The organism is Lelliottia wanjuensis, assembly GCF_030238365.1.
Taxonomy (GTDB): Bacteria; Pseudomonadota; Gammaproteobacteria; order Enterobacterales; family Enterobacteriaceae; genus Enterobacter; species Enterobacter wanjuensis.
Window position 1 is genome coordinate 43467 of the sequence record NZ_JASSOT010000065.1, and the last position, 16939, is coordinate 60405.

General features: G+C 56.3%; 15 protein-coding genes. 7 read left to right on the forward strand and 8 right to left on the reverse strand.

Features of this window, described 5'->3' with window-relative positions:
• Window positions 1-21: 21 nt before the first annotated feature.
• From ybiO to rhtA, 6 genes are all read right to left on the reverse strand, one after another.
• A complete protein-coding gene (ybiO, locus tag QQF33_RS18180; RefSeq protein ID WP_285158384.1) occupies window positions 22-2235 on the reverse strand; it encodes a mechanosensitive channel protein in 2214 nt (737 codons plus the stop codon).
• A 137-nt stretch (window positions 2236-2372) separates the two neighbouring features.
• The gene (gene glnQ / locus QQF33_RS18185) at window positions 2373-3095 is read right to left on the reverse strand and encodes a glutamine ABC transporter ATP-binding protein GlnQ (protein WP_095281340.1); all 723 of its coding nucleotides are present in this window, start codon (window positions 3093-3095) and stop codon (window positions 2373-2375) included.
• Window positions 3092-3751: a glutamine ABC transporter permease GlnP gene (gene glnP / locus QQF33_RS18190; protein WP_285158385.1), complete on the reverse strand. Its 660-nt coding sequence runs from the start codon at window positions 3749-3751 to the stop codon at window positions 3092-3094. Before glnP ends, glnQ begins: the two co-directional genes overlap by 4 nt.
• A 79-nt stretch (window positions 3752-3830) precedes the next feature.
• On the reverse strand, window positions 3831-4577 hold the full coding sequence (gene glnH, locus QQF33_RS18195) for a glutamine ABC transporter substrate-binding protein GlnH (protein WP_095281342.1): 747 nt from the start codon (window positions 4575-4577) through the stop codon (window positions 3831-3833).
• Window positions 4578-4939: 362 nt separating this feature from the next.
• Complete coding sequence (gene dps / locus QQF33_RS18200; RefSeq protein ID WP_095281343.1) at window positions 4940-5443, reverse strand: DNA starvation/stationary phase protection protein Dps; 504 nt, start codon at window positions 5441-5443, stop codon at window positions 4940-4942.
• A 303-nt stretch (window positions 5444-5746) separates the two neighbouring features.
• Window positions 5747-6634 carry a threonine/homoserine exporter RhtA gene (gene rhtA, locus QQF33_RS18205; protein ID WP_282492276.1) on the reverse strand — a complete coding sequence of 296 codons (888 nt, stop codon included), beginning with the start codon at window positions 6632-6634 and terminating at the stop codon, window positions 5747-5749.
• A gap of 355 nt (window positions 6635-6989) precedes the next feature.
• Here rhtA and ompX point away from each other — a divergent pair, with 355 nt between their 5' ends.
• Window positions 6990-7508, forward strand: a complete 519-nt coding sequence (ompX, locus tag QQF33_RS18210) for an outer membrane protein OmpX (RefSeq protein ID WP_282492277.1) — start codon at window positions 6990-6992, stop codon at window positions 7506-7508.
• A gap of 99 nt (window positions 7509-7607) precedes the next feature.
• On the opposite strand, the gene QQF33_RS18215 is transcribed toward ompX, so the two are convergent.
• On the reverse strand, window positions 7608-9191 hold the full coding sequence (locus QQF33_RS18215) for a phosphoethanolamine transferase (RefSeq protein WP_285145497.1): 1584 nt from the start codon (window positions 9189-9191) through the stop codon (window positions 7608-7610).
• A 279-nt stretch (window positions 9192-9470) separates the two neighbouring features.
• Window positions 9471-9599 (reverse strand): manganase accumulation protein MntS, encoded by a 129-nt coding sequence (gene mntS / locus QQF33_RS18220; protein ID WP_282492279.1) that lies wholly within the window; start codon window positions 9597-9599, stop codon window positions 9471-9473.
• Window positions 9600-9782: 183 nt separating this feature from the next.
• Between mntS and mntR the strand changes: the two genes are divergently transcribed.
• The 6 genes from mntR to QQF33_RS18250 all read left to right on the forward strand — a co-directional run bounded on the left by mntR (window position 9783) and on the right by QQF33_RS18250 (window position 16787).
• Window positions 9783-10256, forward strand: coding sequence for a manganese-binding transcriptional regulator MntR (gene mntR / locus QQF33_RS18225; protein ID WP_282492280.1), 474 nt, complete (start codon window positions 9783-9785; stop codon window positions 10254-10256).
• Window positions 10253-11362, forward strand: coding sequence for an SLC13 family permease (locus tag QQF33_RS18230; protein ID WP_285149084.1), 1110 nt, complete (start codon window positions 10253-10255; stop codon window positions 11360-11362). Before mntR ends, QQF33_RS18230 begins: the two co-directional genes overlap by 4 nt.
• A gap of 102 nt (window positions 11363-11464) precedes the next feature.
• Window positions 11465-12550 (forward strand): HlyD family secretion protein, encoded by a 1086-nt coding sequence (locus tag QQF33_RS18235; protein ID WP_285149085.1) that lies wholly within the window; start codon window positions 11465-11467, stop codon window positions 12548-12550.
• Window positions 12547-14118, forward strand: coding sequence for a DHA2 family efflux MFS transporter permease subunit (locus QQF33_RS18240; RefSeq protein ID WP_285149086.1), 1572 nt, complete (start codon window positions 12547-12549; stop codon window positions 14116-14118). Before QQF33_RS18235 ends, QQF33_RS18240 begins: the two co-directional genes overlap by 4 nt.
• Entirely contained in the window at window positions 14118-15641 is a 1524-nt protein-coding gene (locus QQF33_RS18245; RefSeq protein ID WP_285149087.1) for an efflux transporter outer membrane subunit, read from the forward strand. The genes QQF33_RS18240 and QQF33_RS18245 overlap by 1 nt, the downstream gene beginning before the upstream one ends.
• A 108-nt stretch (window positions 15642-15749) precedes the next feature.
• A complete protein-coding gene (locus QQF33_RS18250) occupies window positions 15750-16787 on the forward strand; it encodes an aldo/keto reductase (RefSeq protein WP_285149088.1) in 1038 nt (345 codons plus the stop codon).
• The last annotated feature ends 152 nt before the right edge of the window (window positions 16788-16939 follow it).

Sequence of the window (16939 nt, forward strand, 5' to 3'; positions counted from 1 at the left end):
GTGGCGCTGCGCTTACCGGGCTTATAGCGTAGGTTCTTGCAGCGGCGGCGGTGACCCTGGCGCAGGCAGCACCTGGTAGGTTTGCACCGGCGGCCGTACATCGGCGAGATCGAAATGTTTTTTCACCATGCTGTCGAGCGCAAATCGCACCGTCCACTGTTTGAGCGGCTGCGTGGTGAACGACACGCGCAGGGTAAAGGCGGTATTCGTCAGCCCGACAATCCCGGCGAACGACGGTTCGCCGATCACCAGCCCGCGGATATCTTCCATCTCCATCAGCTCCTCAACCGCTGCTCTCAGCGCCTGTTTCGCTTTATCCGCATCCTCATGACGATCCACGTCATAATTCGCCACTACTGAACCAATCCCGCGCACGAAGTTCGCAAAGGTCGTAATCGATGACCACGGGATGATGTGATACGCCCCGGTATCCTGGCGCACGCCGACCGACCGAATCGACATCCGTTCGACCGTGCCGGTTAATGGCCCAATCGTCACCAGATCGCCCGTATTCATCCCGTTCTCAAACTGGATAAAGATCCCGGTAATAATATCTTTCACCAGGGTTTGCGACCCGAAGGAGATGGCCAGACCCAGGGCACCGGCCCCCGCCAGCAGCGGGGCGATATTCACGCCGATTTCCGAGAGCACAATCATGATGGTGATGGTGCTGATAATGACTGCCAGCGCGTTGCGAAACAGGGTTAACAGCGTGCGGGCGCGAGCGCTGGGGAGCGGGCGTCCGTGAATATCGGAGACCAGACGGTTTTCGATCAGGCTGGCGAGTAGCGTCCAGCCGATGGCCGAGAAGAAGAGGATCAGCGCGATGCGGATCAGAATATCCACCGTCTTCTCGCCAGCGCCGTTGTGCATCCAGTTCCAGAAATCAAATAGGCTCCAGGCGCTGAGGAGCAGCATAATAGCGATGCAGACGGTCAGGATGCGCGCCACTTTCAGCGAGGCGGAGATCCAGCCGTTCACCCGTTTTTGCAGCTCGGGATAATTGCGCTGCACCTGCGGCGAAAGGGTGATGGTTTTTGAAATCCAGCGCGAGAGCAGGCCGGAGACAAAAGCCGCGATGCCAATGATCGCCAGACTGTGGAAGGTGGCGCCCATCATAAACTTCAGGCTGTTACCCGGATCGAACAGGGAGAAGAAGCACAGCACGATAAAATAGGCGCTGGCGAGCCAGTGCCAGACCAGCGCGAAGGCGCGGATAAACAAACTAAAGAAGGAGAGGGAGCGGTCGGCCAGATGCAGCAGCCCGGCGGTGATGGCTTTCTTATTGTGGAAAATCAGATACAGCGCCCAGACGGTAATACAGAGCATAATCAGCACGTTGGCGAGTGCGCCGATCTGCACGTTGACCTGATTCGAGATAATGGGTACCGCGACCAGCAGGCCGTAGCCAATCAACCCGCTCAGAATGCTGAGGCGCAGCGCCCAGTATTTTGCGCTCTGATCATTGACCGAAAACGGACGCAAATCCGGCACGCGTGGGCTGAAGATCAGACGTAAAAGGGCTTTGAAAAACTCGATCAGCGCGAAGGCGTTAAGGAACAGGCTTTGCTGGAAGGCGATAGTTTTACTTCCGGCGTTCAGGTTGTCGCTCAGGAGCTGACCGACAAACAGCGTCAGTGCCAGCAGGAGTAAATCAATCACAAAGGCGCCTGCAATCATCAGCGGCAGATGCAGCCAGCTGCTTTTTTCCCGATTTTTTCTGCGCCCCCACTCCCCCATCTTGCGATACAGCGGCCAGGCACACAGCCGCGCCAGCCAGTAAAAAGCGAAGATCGCCCCAGCCAGCATCAGAAAATGGCTGGCGGCATTGCCGAAGGTTTGCGGATTAAAGGCTTTATGCGGAGAGCCAATCAGATTGCGGTAGAGCTGCGCGAAGCGGGCGGAGAGGGCTTCGCCGTAGTGGCGGCTGACGTCAGTGACGTTCTCCAGCACGGTTTTGTCGCTGGTCACTTCCGGCGGCGTAATACTTGGGACTGGCTCCTGCGGCGGTGTTTTCGCCACGGTTCGTAGCTGATCGATCAGCTCTTTGCGCGAGGTATCATTCTCCAGCACATCCGCCAGCGCGCCATAGGCCGCTTTCTTTTGCTCAACGTCAGGTTCCGGCGCGGTGGCTGGCGGCTGAGAGGAGGACGCGCTGGTGGTGACGCCAGGGATGGTGACTGCCTGGGCGGGCGCACCGAACAGGCAAAGCAAAAGCAGCAGGATCCACGGCACGGCTTCCTCCGGTGAAGAAAATGTTCAGCAAAATGATAAGTATAGATGGCAGGCGGGGGAGGGAAGTTTTTGGGAACAATCCGGCATAAAAAAGCCGGGCCATTGAGAGGCCCGGCAGGTAGCAAGCAAAGCGATGATCAGGAGACGTGCTGCAAGAACTCCTGCAAGCGCTGGCTTGGCGGGTTCGCAATCAGCTCCTGCGGATTACCATCTTCCGCAATACGCCCTTTGTCGATGAAGATCAGTCGGGAGGCCACTTTCTCGGCAAAGCCGATTTCGTGGGTCACGATGACCATCGTCATCCCTTCTTCCGCCAGGTCCTGCATAACCTTTAATACTTCGTGACGCAGTTCCGGGTCGAGCGCGGAGGTAGGTTCATCGAACAGCATCATTTTCGGTTTCACGGCCAGCGCACGGGCGATAGCTACGCGCTGCTGCTGGCCGCCGGACAGCTCAGACGGGTAGTGGTGAGAACGCTCGGCAAGGCCGACTTTCGCCAGCAGCTCTTTCGCCAGCTTCTCAGCCGCCGCTTTGTTGGCTCCGCGCACGCGCAGAGGACCGAACATCACGTTTTCCAGCGCCGTCAGGTGCGGGAAGAGATAAAACTGCTGGAACACCATGCCAGCTTCCTGACGAATCAGGCGCTCGTCCACTTTCGGGTCATTGACCTTCAGGCCATCGACGATCAGATCGCCGCTGGTGATCTCTTCGAGCTTGTTGATGCAGCGCAGCAGGGTCGATTTACCCGAGCCTGACGGCCCGATAATCACGACCACTTCGCCCTGTTTGATATCCAGATCGATATTGTGCAGCACCTGGGTTGGACCAAAGTGCTTGGAGACGTTTTTAAATTCAATCACAGGATTTTCATCCTTCTTTCAAGGCGACGCAGAACAAAGCTCAGCAGCAGCGTAATAATCAGATAAACCACCGCCACGGCACTCCAGATTTCCAGTGCGCGGAAGTTACCGGCAATGATCTCCTGGCCCTGACGGGTCAATTCGGCCACGCCGATAACGATAAACAGCGAGGTATCCTTGATACTGATAATCCACTGGTTACCGAGCGGTGGCAGCATGCGGCGCAGCGCCAGCGGCAGGATCACGTGGCGGATGGTCTCACGACGAGACAGACCCAGCGCCAGACCCGCTTCGCTAAAGCCTTTATGAATCGACAGCACCGCGCCGCGCGTGATTTCCGCGATGTAGGCGCCGGAGTTGATCATAATGGTCACCACGGCGGCACTGAACGGGTCAATGCGCAGATCGGTGAAGGCCATTGGCAGGGCAAAGTAGATGAACATGACCTGCACGACGATAGGCGTCCCGCGGATCACTTCGATGAAAATCAGTGCGATGTGGTTAGCAATCCAGCCGCCGTAGGTGCGAGCGAAACCAGCCACGAGGCCGATAAACAACCCGCCAACCAGACCGAGGACCGAAATCCACAGGGTCATTTTGGCGCCTTCAAGCAAGAGAGGAATGGCAGGCCAGATGGCGCTCCAGTCAAACTGCATGATAATTTCCTGTTACCGTGGTTCTAAAAGTGCAGGGGCGAAAGGTCGCCCCTGAGCGTACTTCTTGTTTTAAGAATAATTATTTTGGCTCAGTGCCGAACCATTTTTTGTAGATTTCGTTGTACGTGCCGTTCTCACGCAGGGTTTTCAGCGCGCCGTTCACTTTGGTACGCAGATCGTCGCTGCCTTTCGGGAAGGCGATGCCGTACTGCTGCGCTTCTAAAGAGTCGCCCACGGCTTTGAACTTGCCGTTGCCCGCAGTTTTGATGAAGTACAGGATGTTTGGTGTGTCGTGCAGTACCGCGTCAGCGCGGTTGGTGCCCAGTTCCATGTAAGCGTTGTCGATGTTCGGGAACTGACGCAGGTCTTTGGTTTTGATGTTTGCTTTGGCGTAATCAACAGAGCCGGTGCCGCTTTTCACTGCAACCACTTTACCGTCGAGATCTTTCACGCTTTTTACGTCGTTGTTGTCCGCTTTCACCATCACCAGCAGGCCGCTTTTGTAGTAGCCATCGGAGAAGTCGATCGCTTTTTTACGTGCGTCAGTGATAGTGATACCCGCCAGCGCCACGTCAACGTTTTTGGTTTGCAGTGCCGGGACAATGCCGCTGAAGTCCATCGGCTTCAGGGTGTAGTCCAGTTTCAGTTCCTTCGCGATAGCCGCCCACAGATCCACGTCAAAACCAACGTACTGGTCGCCCTGTTTGAATTCAAACGGGACGAACGCGGTGTCGGTCGCGACAATCAGTTTTTTATCTGCAGCGTGAGAGGACATGGCAAAAGCCAGGGTAAGTGCAGCCAGTGAAACTTTTAATACAGACTTCATAGCATTTCCTTTTATATCCACGGGGCGATCCCCTGCGAGAACAAACGGCTACATGAAAAAATCGTGCCAACATTGCAACTCATTGTTTTGCAAAGAGGATGATGTCATGTGTTGCACAATAAACGATGCAAACCCCTTTTGATGCACCATAATGGAGCGCTGTTTTGGTGCAGTCGGGTTTGCACAGCCGACGGGTGGCTATTAAGCGCAAATAACGGCGATAAAACAATCTTTCGTTAACGATTTTGTGAGGTGATTATTACAACTAATTTACTTTTGCGGGAGGGGAGAGCCAAAGCGTGCACCATAAACGTGCAAAACCCCCGCCGGGTGGCGAGGGTTTAATCGATAATTCGTATGGATTATTCGATGTTAGATTCGATAAACCACAGGAATTGATCCAGATCGCGGGAAGCCGCGGTTAAGATATCTGCGGTGTCTTCGTCTTTGGTTTCACCGATCGCTTTACGCACGTCGTTGGCGACAACCGCATAACGATCCGCCAGCTCTTTCAGGTGATCCTGCACGGTATGAATGTCCAGCGGGTAGCTTTTCAGCGGGGTTTTGCTGTTAATCACCTGCGTGGTACCCAGTGCAACGCCGCCCAGCTGCACGGCACGTTCTGCCATGGTGTCCAGGTGAGTCACTAACGCGGTTCGGAATCCATCCAGCATTTCATGAACGGCAATAAAGTTTGCGCCGCGCATATTCCAGTGGGCCTGTTTAGTGATCAATGACAGGTCAATGAACTGGATCACCTGGCGATTCAGCAGCTCAATCGTTGCTTTCTTATCGCTATCCGAGACATCGTTACGGGTATAAAGCAGATTAGACGCTTTCGTTTTAACCAGTTTAGCGGTACTCATAATCTCATATCCTCTTGATGTTTTATGTTCCAGGTAATTACCGGAAATAAGTATAGCACCGCTTTTATAATCTGCCGGAATGGCTGTGCCTATCGGTTTAATAGTGCAATGGAGTGAGTTTTAGTAACTCGTTGATATTGAAGGGTTGTATTTTATTTTATGCGGATGAGTCTTAATTACTTCATCTTTTTATGAACGTGAGGGGATATTTCACATCGATGACAAAAAATGTAAGAAAATAACAATATGGACAAGTTGGCCTCTATTCTGCATGGCTGAATAAACCATGCAGAATAGAGAGCATTAATTGACGTCGACTTTCTTGATTTTGGTTTCAGGCCGCATGGTGAGCGTCGATCCCATCGACGCGGCAATAATGGAGCACAGCGCCAGCGTCTGAGTTAAGGTCAGGCTTTCGCCGAGGAAAACCATGCCGGACATAGCGGCGAGCGCCGGTTCCATACTCATCAGGGTGCCGAAGATACGGGTCGGTAATCGCGTCAGGGCGATCATTTCGAGAGAGTAGGGCAGCGCGGTGGAGAGTACCGCAACCGCCAGACCAATCGGCAAAATGGACCACTGCCAGATGGATTCCGTCGCTTGTGCCATGCCGATTGGCACAAAGATGATGGCTGCAATCAGCGAGCCGAGCGCCACGGTGGCCGGGCCGTGCTCTTCTCCCGCACGCTGCCCGGTGAGGATGTATACTGCCCAGCAGGCTCCAGCGCCCAGCGCCAGCGCGGCACCGGTTAAATCGACGTGAGAGATGTTCTGCCCCAGCGGCAGCAGGAACCACAGACCGAGAACGGCCAGCACCACCCAGACAAAATCCACGGGGCGACGAGAAGAGAAAAGGGCCACGGCCAGCGGGCCGGTGAACTCCAGCGCGACGGCAATGCCCAGCGGCACAGTCTGAATCGACAGATAAAAGAGATAGTTCATGCCGCCCAGTGACAGCCCGTAAAACAGCAGCGGCAGGCGTTGCTCTTTTTTGAATCTCAGACGCCACGGTTTAAAGATGACCACCAGAATCAGAGTGCCCAGCGCAATACGCAGGGCAGTCACACCCGGCGCGCCGACCAGCGGAAAGAGGGATTTAGCCAGTGATGCGCCACTCTGAATGGACAACATAGCGATGAGTATTACGACGATGGGCAACCAGACTGGCGCCTTGCGAGACATCCCCGGCATCCTTTCTCCTGTCAATTTTTGTCAAATGGCGTAAGGTTCGCAGTGTAATTGAAATAAACGACGAGCGGTTGAGACTTTGTTGAAAAAAAAAGCCAGAAAATCCGTAAAATGACTCTTTATTGATGGTTTATTCAGCTAACAGATTAGGATTAATCTGGATGAATGTAACGCCATTGGCGCGCAGAATCAGCGTATTAATGTAGAAATTCCGCGTTTTTTGAATGAGATAGCTGCGCCTTGAAATGTTCTGTTACATCAAAGGCTGGGTTAGACAATACGAATCACAAAGAGTTTCACAAGATTTTTTGATATATTTAAAACTTACGGATTTACTTGAAGCACATTTGAGGTGGTTATGAAAAAAATTGCATGTCTTTCAGCACTGGCCGCTGTTCTGGCTGTTTCCGCAGGTACCGCTGTAGCTGCTACTTCCACTGTTACCGGTGGTTACGCTCAGAGCGATATGCAGGGCGTAGTAAACAAAGCTAACGGTTTCAACCTGAAGTACCGCTACGAGCAGGACAACAACCCGCTGGGCGTGATCGGTTCTTTCACTTACACCGAGAAAGATCGTACTGAAGATGGCGCTTATAACAAAGCTCAGTACTACGGTGTGACCGCTGGTCCTGCTTACCGCCTGAACGACTGGGCAAGCATCTACGGTGTTGTAGGTGTTGGCTACGGTAAATTCCAGCAGACTGAAAACCAGGGTCTGAACCGCACTGCATCTACCAGCGACTACGGTTTCTCTTACGGCGCAGGTATGCAGTTCAACCCAATCGAAAACGTTGCTCTGGACTTCTCCTATGAGCAGAGCCGTATCCGCAACGTTGACGTTGGCACCTGGATCGCAGGCGTGGGTTACCGCTTCTAATCACTTCGGTGAGCCAGTAAAAAATCCGCCCAATGTGGCGGATTTTTTTTTATGTTTTTACCCTCTCCCATGGGGAGAGGGCATCAGGCCGCACCTTACCTATCTGCTTTTCACCTCAAAAAGATCTGTACCCAAATGGGTATACTCCACTTTCTGTAGCTTGAAGTTAGTAATGTAGACCGGCGGCGCTTTCTTGTTGGACATGAAAGGGTAGCTGTTAGCGATCTCTTTGGCAGAAATTCCCGTCCACTGCGAGAAGAAGCTCAGGAAATCATTCGCGGAACGGCGCGCTTTGATGATGCGATGGGTTTTATCATCGCTCGACAGCACCATAAACGGCACCTGGAAGTTCTGCTGGAACTTATCGTCGTGGGCCAGGTACTGCACCTCTTTGCCGCGCTCTTTGAATGCCAGACCGTGATCCGAGAAGTAGACCATCGAGAAGCTATCGCCGGTATTACGCAGCTGGGTATAGAGCTTGTTCAGCAGATCGTCGGTCTGGGTCATGGTATAGAGATAGCAGGAGGTCTCTTTCGACTGCACAAACTCCGCGTATTTCCCCTGCGTACGATCGCAGGCCTGCGGGTGAGAACCCATTAGATGCAGGACAATTAGCTGCGGCTGGGTGCGCTGGCTGGCAAATACCTGCGACGTCATCTTGAGCAACGCTTCGTCTTTGGTATTTTTATCCGCCTCAAAATCTCCGTTTTTCAGGAACTGCGCTTCGTCCGCACGCTTGGCGATACTGGCTATGGCCGTATCGTACTCGCCGATTTGTCCCTGATTCGAGAACCACCAGGTCTGGAAACCGGCGCGGTTAGCCAGAGTGACAAAGTTATCCTGATACTGCGGTTTACCGTCCACGACGCGGCTGAGCGTCAGGCCGAGCGATTTCTGCGTCGAGCCGCTTGCCGCCACGTAATCCGTAAACAGGGTGCCGTTCACCGAGCTGGCAAACGGCGTGTTATTCCAGTGACCGCCGAATGCGCCCAGCGCATCGCGACGCGCGCTCTCGCCGATCACCACCACGTAGGTGTGATATTTCGGTTTCACGGCCAGCACGTTCCAGGTGTCTTTCATATTCGAAAGCTCAGCCATACGCGTCTGCTCGTCGAGCACTTCTTTATTGTTGACCACAATATCTTTGACGAAGCGGAACACCGGATAGCCGGTGTCTTTCAGCTTGAACACGCCGCCCCAGGCCAGGTTTTGTACCGGTGCGACAAAGAATGTCGCCACGCCGATGACCAGGCACAGGTTTTCAATCATGCTCCACGGCTTTTTCTCTTGCGGCTTACGGCGCACGGCAATCACGCCGAGCGCAAAAATAAACAGGCCGATGACGTAGCTGTACCACGGGAAGATCGTCAGGATCTCCGTGGACTCTTCCATATTGGTGGAGTGCAGCGCCAGCAGGGTGTTGAAGTTGGGCGCGCCATAGGCCTGACCAAAGGGGTAGTACATCGCCGCCACGACAGAGCAGATGCCGACCACCACTTTTTGTGCACGCGGCGCGCTGCGCCACATCAAATGCAGCAGACAGGTAAAGGCCACGGCGTAAAGCAGACTAAAGGGATAGCCCAGCGCAAAGTTAATGAGCAGCGATTGCAGAAAGTAGAATCCCGTCCACGGGCTTAAGGCCCGACTGCGGGTAATTAATGTTTCTTTCAGGGTTAAATTCATAGGTCACTATCGTGAAAACGCCATGTGCTCACCCTGGCGTCGAGGGCAAAGCCTGCCTGACAGTGCGTGGAGAGGGAATGAGGGTCCGCTTCAGCGAGCCGCAAATGGTGCAGGGCTGCAAGAAGATAGAGCCAGTCGGCATTCAGGTCAACAGTTGCTAAGAAGATGTTTTGCGAGAGGGATTACAAATCCGTAAAAAAGATCGGGAATTGGGGGCTAACAGGGCAGTTTGCGCGGGAATTGTGACGAAAAAATGAAAGCGGCGTACCGCGACGCCGCTTAGTGGGATGGCTTGTCGTTCTGCTGTGGTTTGCCGTTGATCATATCGCACAGCATGTTCAGCAGCATTAAGCGTACTTTAAAGGGGGAGTGGCTAAACACTTTCATACACCTCTTGAATTCGTTCATGTGACCTCCTGATTTCGGATCCCTTCGATCCGTGAAGGGTGACTGCATTACATACAGATATAGCACAGGCTATATTGTATAGCTATGGCTAATTCGTTAATTTTTTGTGCTTGTAGAGGGATGGTTTACACTGTGCGCTCTCGTTACAGGACGCCAGGGGCGTCAACCCACTGAGGAAGTGCAATGAACCGTCGCGCAGGTAAGCCAACTACAAAAAAAAAGACGCAACTGGTGAATGTTGAAGAGCATGTTGAAGGGTTTCGTCAGGTGCGTGAGGCGCACCGTCGCGAGCTGATTGATGACTACGTTGAGCTGATTTCCGATCTCTTTCGCGAGGTCGGGGAAGCGCGTCAGGTGGATATGGCTGCCCGCCTGGGCGTGTCGCAGCCCACGGTTGCCAAAATGTTAAAACGCCTGGCCTCGGTCGGGCTGATTGAAATGATCCCGTGGCGCGGGGTGTTCCTGACGCCGGAAGGGGAAAAACTGGCGCAGGAAAGTCGCGAGCGCCATCAGATCGTCGAAAACTTCCTGCTGGTGCTGGGCGTGAGCGAAGACATCGCTCGCCGCGATTCGGAAGGGATTGAACACCACGTCAGCGAAGAGACGCTGGAGAAATTCCGCGAGTTCACGCTCAAATTCGGATCGGCTGCTGAATGAACATTCCGGGGCTGCGGGCGCTCGCCCGCGATCGCTTTTTGCATCTTCTGTTACTGATTGGCGTCGGGCTGAGCTTTTTCGTGCCCTTTGCGCCCGCCGCCTGGCCGGCGGCTATCGACTGGCACACCATCATTACCCTGAGCGGGCTGATGATGCTTACCAAAGGGGTGGAGCAGAGCGGCTATTTCGACGTCATCGGGCGCAAAATGGTGCGCCGCTTTGCCACCGAGCGAAAGCTGTCGCTGTTTATGGTGCTGGCCGCCGCGCTGCTCTCCACCTTTCTGACCAACGACGTGGCGCTGTTTATCGTCGTGCCTTTGACTCTGACGCTGCGCAAGCTGTGTGAGATCCCGGTCAATCGGCTGATTATCTTCGAAGCGCTGGCGGTTAACGCCGGATCGCTGCTGACGCCGATCGGCAACCCGCAAAACATACTCCTCTGGGGGCGCTCCGGGCTGTCGTTCACGGCGTTCACCTGGCAAATGGCGCCTCTGGCGCTGGTGATGATGCTCTCCCTGCTGGCGGTGTGCTGGTTCGCCTTTCCGAATAAAGCGCTCAACTACCACACCGGAACCCAGGCCTCGTCATGGAATCCGCGGCTGGTGTGGGGTTGTCTGGCCCTGTATATCGTTTTCCTGACGGCGCTGGAACTGAAGCTGGCGCTGTGGGGCGCCCTGCTGGTGGCGGGCGGTTTTTTACTCCTGGCGCGCCGGGTGCTGATCAGCGTTGACTGGACGCTGCTGCTGGTATTCATGGCGATGTTTATCGACGTGCATCTGCTGATTCAACTTCCCGCCCTGCAGAATTCCCTGCACAGCGTCAGCGGACTGTCTCCGCTCGGCCTGTGGCTGACGGCAATTGGCCTGTCGCAATTTATCAGCAACGTCCCGTCGACTATCCTGCTGATCAACTACGTCCCGCCAACCGCGCTGCTGGCCTGGGCTGTGAACGTGGGCGGATTCGGCTTACTGCCGGGATCGCTCGCCAATCTGATCGCTCTGCGCATGGCAAACAACCGCCGGATCTGGTGGCGATTCCACCTCTGGTCCCTGCCAATGCTGGTCTGGGCGGCCGCCGTCGGTTTCGGATTATTCCTTCTCATATAGTGCGCTAATTGTCAGGTTTTCCTGGCAAATGTATAGCAACGTCCTAACTTTAGTGAACGGCATAAATGTGATGCCGTTCACTGACAGGAACGTTGTTGGCATATGGCAGACGAAAACGAAACCTCAGAACAAAACGAAAAACCAGAGCGCAAAGGTCCCGGGAAAAAACCGTTAATCATTCTTGGGATCGTGGTGGTGGTGATGGTCGTCGCGGCGCTGGTGTGGTGGTTTCTCACCCGCAACGAAGAGACGACGGATGACGCCTTTACCGATGCCAACGTGGTGACTATTGCCCCGAAAGCGGCAGGCTACGTCACGGATCTGCGGGTGCGCGATAACCAGCGGGTCAGGAAGGGCGATCTGCTGGTAGTCATCGATCCGCGTGATACTACCGCTCAGCGCGATCAGGCCCAGGCGCAGTTAGGCCTGGCCGTGGCACAGCTGCATCAGGCGCAGGCCCAGCTGGCGCTGTCGAAGGTGCAATATCCCGCCCAGCGCGATGAAGCCAAAGCTCAGGTCCTGAAAGCGCAGGCGGATATGGCGAATGCGCAGGCCGAGTATCGCCGCCAGCGCGGTGTCGATCCCCGCGCCACCACCCAACAAAGTATTGATTCCGCGAATGCCCAGCTGCGCAGCGCGCAGGCCGGGCTTGCCAGTGCGCAGGCTCAGCTGGAAGTAGCGGAGCAAGTTCAGCTCCAGATCCGCCAGCAGGAGACCAACGTCGAAGCGCGTGAACGTCAGGTCGATCAGGCGAAAGCCCAGCTCGAAACCGCCAACCTGAATCTCTCCTATACCAAAGTGCGCGCCCCGTTCGATGGGTTTGTCACCAAGCGTAACGTTCAGACGGGCACCCTGGTGCAGGCCGGTACGGCGCTGTTTTCGCTGGTGTCGCCGGACATCTGGGTGGTGGCCAACTTCAAAGAGTCTCAGCTTGAGCGCATGCGCCCCGGTAATAAGGTGGCGATCACCGTCGATGCCTGGCCGAACATAAAACTCGAAGGCCACATCGACAGTATCCAGCAGGGGAGCGGCTCGCGCTTCTCGGCCTTCCCGGCGGAAAACGCCACCGGCAACTTTGTGAAAATCGTGCAGCGCGTTCCGGTCAAAATCGTCATCGACAAAGGACTGGACCCGAACATGCCTCTGCCGCTGGGGCTCTCCGTTGCGCCGAAGGTCACACTGGAATGACGGACCACAGCCACGAAAACTGGCGGCCCGCCAGTAATCCCTGGGCGGTGGCGATTGTCGTCACGCTGGCGGTGTTTATGGAGATCCTCGACACCACCATCGTCAACGTGGCGCTCCCGCACGTGGCCGGTTCGCTCTCGGCCAGCTACGACGAATCGACCTGGGTGCTCACCAGCTATCTGGTCGCCAACGGCATCGTGCTGCCCATCTCGGCGTTTCTCAGCCGGGTGTTTGGCCGCAAGCAGTTCTTCCTGATCTGCATCGTGATGTTCACTATCTGCTCCTTCCTGTGCGGGATAGCCACGGAGCTGTGGCAAATCATTCTGTTTCGCATCATGCAGGGCTTTTTTGGCGGCGGGCTTCAGCCCACGCAACAGTCGGTGCTGCTTGACTACTTCAAACCCGAAGATCGCGGCAAAGCCTTTGGCCTGTCGTCGATCGCGATCATCGTGGCCCCGGTGCTGGGGCCGACGCTCGGCGGCTGGATCACCGATAACTACTCCTGGCGCTGGGTCTTCTTTATCAATATTCCGGTTGGCATCGTGACGGTGCTGGCGATTTATCAGCTGCTGGAAGATCCGCCGTGGGAGCGCAAATCCGAAGAGAAACTCTCCATCGACTGGACGGGGATTGGCCTGATCGCCCTTGGGCTCGGCTGTCTGCAGGTGATGCTCGATCGCGGCGAAGATGACGACTGGTTCTACTCGAACTTTATCCGCACCTTCGCGGTACTGACGCTTATTGGCATTATCGGCGCGATTTACTGGCTCCTTTACGCCAAAAAACCGGTGGTGGATTTGCGCTGCATGAAGGACAAAAACTTTGCCGTGGCCTGTCTGCTGATGGGCGGGATGGCGATGATTTTGTACGGCAGTTCGGTGGTGATCCCGCAGCTCGCCCAGCAGGATTTGGGCTACACCGCCACCTGGTCCGGGATGGTGCTCTCGCCCGGCGCGGTGCTGATTGTCCTGACCATCCCGCTGGTGCTGAAACTGATGCCCATCGTGCAAACGCGGTGGATCATCGCCTTTGGTTTCGCCTGTCTGGCGGTGTCGTTCTTCTGGTCGCGAACTCTGACGCCGGATATCGATTTCGAGACGCTGGTGCTGTTTCGTAGCGCCCAGTCGTTCGGGCTGGGGTTCCTGTTTGTTCCGCTCACCACCATCGCCTTTATTTCGATACCCAGACAGCTCAACGGCGACGCCGCCGCGCTCTTCACCATGTTCCGTAACGTGGCCGGATCGATCGGGATTTCGCTCTCGACCGCCGCCATCACGGAGCGCGCCCAGACGCACAGCGCGCATCTGGCCTATCACGCCTCGCCGTTTAACGAGCAGTTCCAGCTGGCGCTGCGGGAGTCGGCGCAGGCGATCCAGAACTTCACCACCCAGGTCGGCAACCCGCTGGATATCGCCACCGGGCGCATGTACCAGACCATGATTGAACAGTCGCGCTTTCTGGCCTACGTGGACGTTTTCACGATCCTGAGCGCGGTCGCATTACTGCTTATTCCGTTTTGTTTGTTGCTCTCGCCGGTGAAAAGCGAAGGCAGTGCAGGAGCACATTGATGATCTACACACGTTTGTCCCCCCTGTTTTTAGTGTTGCTGTTAGCCGGGTGCGCCGTGGGGCCGGACTACCAGCCGCCCGCGCCAAATACGCCCGCGAAGTGGAACGATCCGGGCGATGCGGAGGTGAAATCGAAAGCCGAGAGCAAGGCGGTGAACCCCCGCTGGTGGAAGACCTTTGGCTCCCCACAGCTCGACAGTCTGATTGACCGGGCGATTGCCGGAAACCTCTCGCTGCAACAGACGGTCCTGCGCATCGCCGGGGCGCGCGAGCAAATTACCCAGGCGGGCGGGGCCTTTTATCCCTCGGTGAACGGCAATTTACAGGCCACCCGCCAGCAGCTGGGTCTGGAAGGTGAACTGAAATCGCATGGGGTTTACGACCAGATAGATAACGTCGACCCGGATCTGAAAGGCGCGCTGGGCCCGCTCACTCAGCCGGTGAACCTCTATCAGGGCAGCTTTGACGCCCAGTGGGAGCTCGATCTGTGGGGCAAAGTGCGCCGTCAGGTGGAAGGCGCAGAGGCGCAGCAGCGGGCGGCGATTGAGCAGCGTAATGACGCGCTGGTCTCCCTGGAAGCCGAAGTGGCGCGCGCCTGGCTGCAGCTGCGAGGCGCGCAAAGCGTGATGGCGACGCTCAATACGCAAATCGAGAGCGCGCAGCAAACCCTCGATCTGACCGAGAGCCGCCAGCGCGGCGGGCTCTCGCCGCAGATGGATGTGGAAAACGCTCGCGCGCAGCTGGGCAATCTGGAAGCCCAGCTCCCGCAATATCAGGCGCAGGAGCGTCAGGCGATGAACGGCCTGGCGATTTTGCTCGGCAAACCGCCGGGTGCGCTGGATGGCGAGCTGCGTTCCGTTCAACCGCTCCCGGCGTTGCCGGAGATTGTGCCGACGGGCATCCCGTCAACCCTGGCCCGCCGTCGCCCGGACGTGCGCGAGGCGGAAGCCAATCTTCATGCGGCGACGGCGCAAATCGGCGTTTCCGTCGCCGAGCTGTTCCCGAGCGTGTCGCTCTCCGGGCAGTTTGGCCTGCGCAACAGCGAAACCAACTGGCTCACGGACTGGAGCAGCCATTTTTACAGCGTCGGCCCGCAGGTTTCGATCCCGATTTTCCAGGGCGGACGGCTGGTCTCCAGCGTCAAAGTGGCGCGCGCGCAGCAGGGGGCCGCGGTGCTGGACTATCGCCAGACGGTACTCACCGCGCTGGGGGATGTGGAAAACGCGCTGGTCAGCTATCGCACGGATCAGCAGCGTGAAGCGGGTTTAGGCAAAACCATCGATGCGCTGCAAAACGCATTCGATCTGGCGAGCGACAGCTATCGCCAGGGGATAGCCAGCTTTATCGACGTGCTGGATGCCCAGCGCCAGCTGGCTCAGGCGCAACAGCAGCGCGCGCAGGCCCAGGTGCAAAGTGCGCTCGATCTGGTGGCGCTCTACAAGGCCCTCGGCGGGGGCTGGGAGCCGTATCAGCAGGTGAATTTGCCGGATTATTCGGTATTTGGCGACGCCCCGCGCGGATAACGTTCAGAGGATTGGGCAAGAAACAGACAGGAACGCCACATTCGCGTTTTGCTGGGGCGGAGTATAACTATCCGGCACCCATCAAACGAACACTGTGAGGAACGTCATATGCGTTATCAAAAACTGGGCAATACCGGTCTGTTTGTTTCTGAACTCTGCCTCGGCACCATGACCTTCGGGGGCGAAGGCGGCATGTGGGGTAAAATTGGTCAGCTCCAGCAGAGCGAGGCGGAAAAGCTGGTAGGCCGCGCGCTGGATGCCGGAATTAACTTTATCGATACCGCCAACGTCTACTCGGAAGGGCGCTCGGAGGAGATCACCGGCCAGGCGCTGAAAAATCTTAAGATCCCGCGTGAAAATGTGGTCGTTGCCACCAAAGTCTTCGGCGAAACCGGCACGGCAGGCGTCAACTCGCGCGGCAGCTCGCGCTATCACATCATCAATAGCGTCAAAGAGAGTCTGCGCCGCATGCAGCTCGATCATATCGATCTTTATCAGCTGCACGGTTTCGACCCGGCAACGCCAATCGAAGAGACGCTCTACGCCCTGGATAATCTGGTGCAGCACGGCCATGTGCGCTACATCGGGGTGTCGAACTGGGCGGCGTGGCAGATCACCAAAGCGCTGGGGATCTCCGAGCGTCTTGGGCTGGCGCGGTTTGCTTCGCTTCAGGCGTACTACACCATCGCCGGGCGCGATCTGGAGCGTGAATTAGTGCCGATGATGCAAAGCGAAGGCGTCGGGCTGATGGTCTGGAGCCCGCTGGCCGGTGGTTTGCTGAGCGGGAAGTATAGCCGCGACGGTCAGAGCGAAGCAGGCAGTCGTCGTCAGGAGTTTGACTTCCCGCCGGTGGAGAAAGAGCGCGCGTTCGACTGTGTCGATGTGATGCGCACCATTGCCGAGAGCAAAGGCGTGTCGGTGGCGCAGATCGCGCTGGCGTGGCTGCTGCATCAGAAGGTGGTGAGCAGCGTGATCATTGGCGCCAAACGCGTTGACCAGCTTGATGACAATATCGCCGCGACCGCAATTCGTCTGAGCGACGATGAACTGCACCAGCTCGACGCCGTCAGCGCGCTGCCGCGGGAATATCCGGGCTGGATGCTGGAGCGTCAGGGCGAATATCGCCAGAATCAGCTGAAGGGTTAACCTCCATCGCCGGGCGGCGCTGCGCTTGCCCGGCCTACAAAAAACACACACAAATCCACGAACGTAGGCCGGATAAGCGAAGCGCCATCCGGCTTTTTTATTTCTATCCCGCTCACAAAAAACGATCCTTCCCTTTGCTTGATTTTTCATCT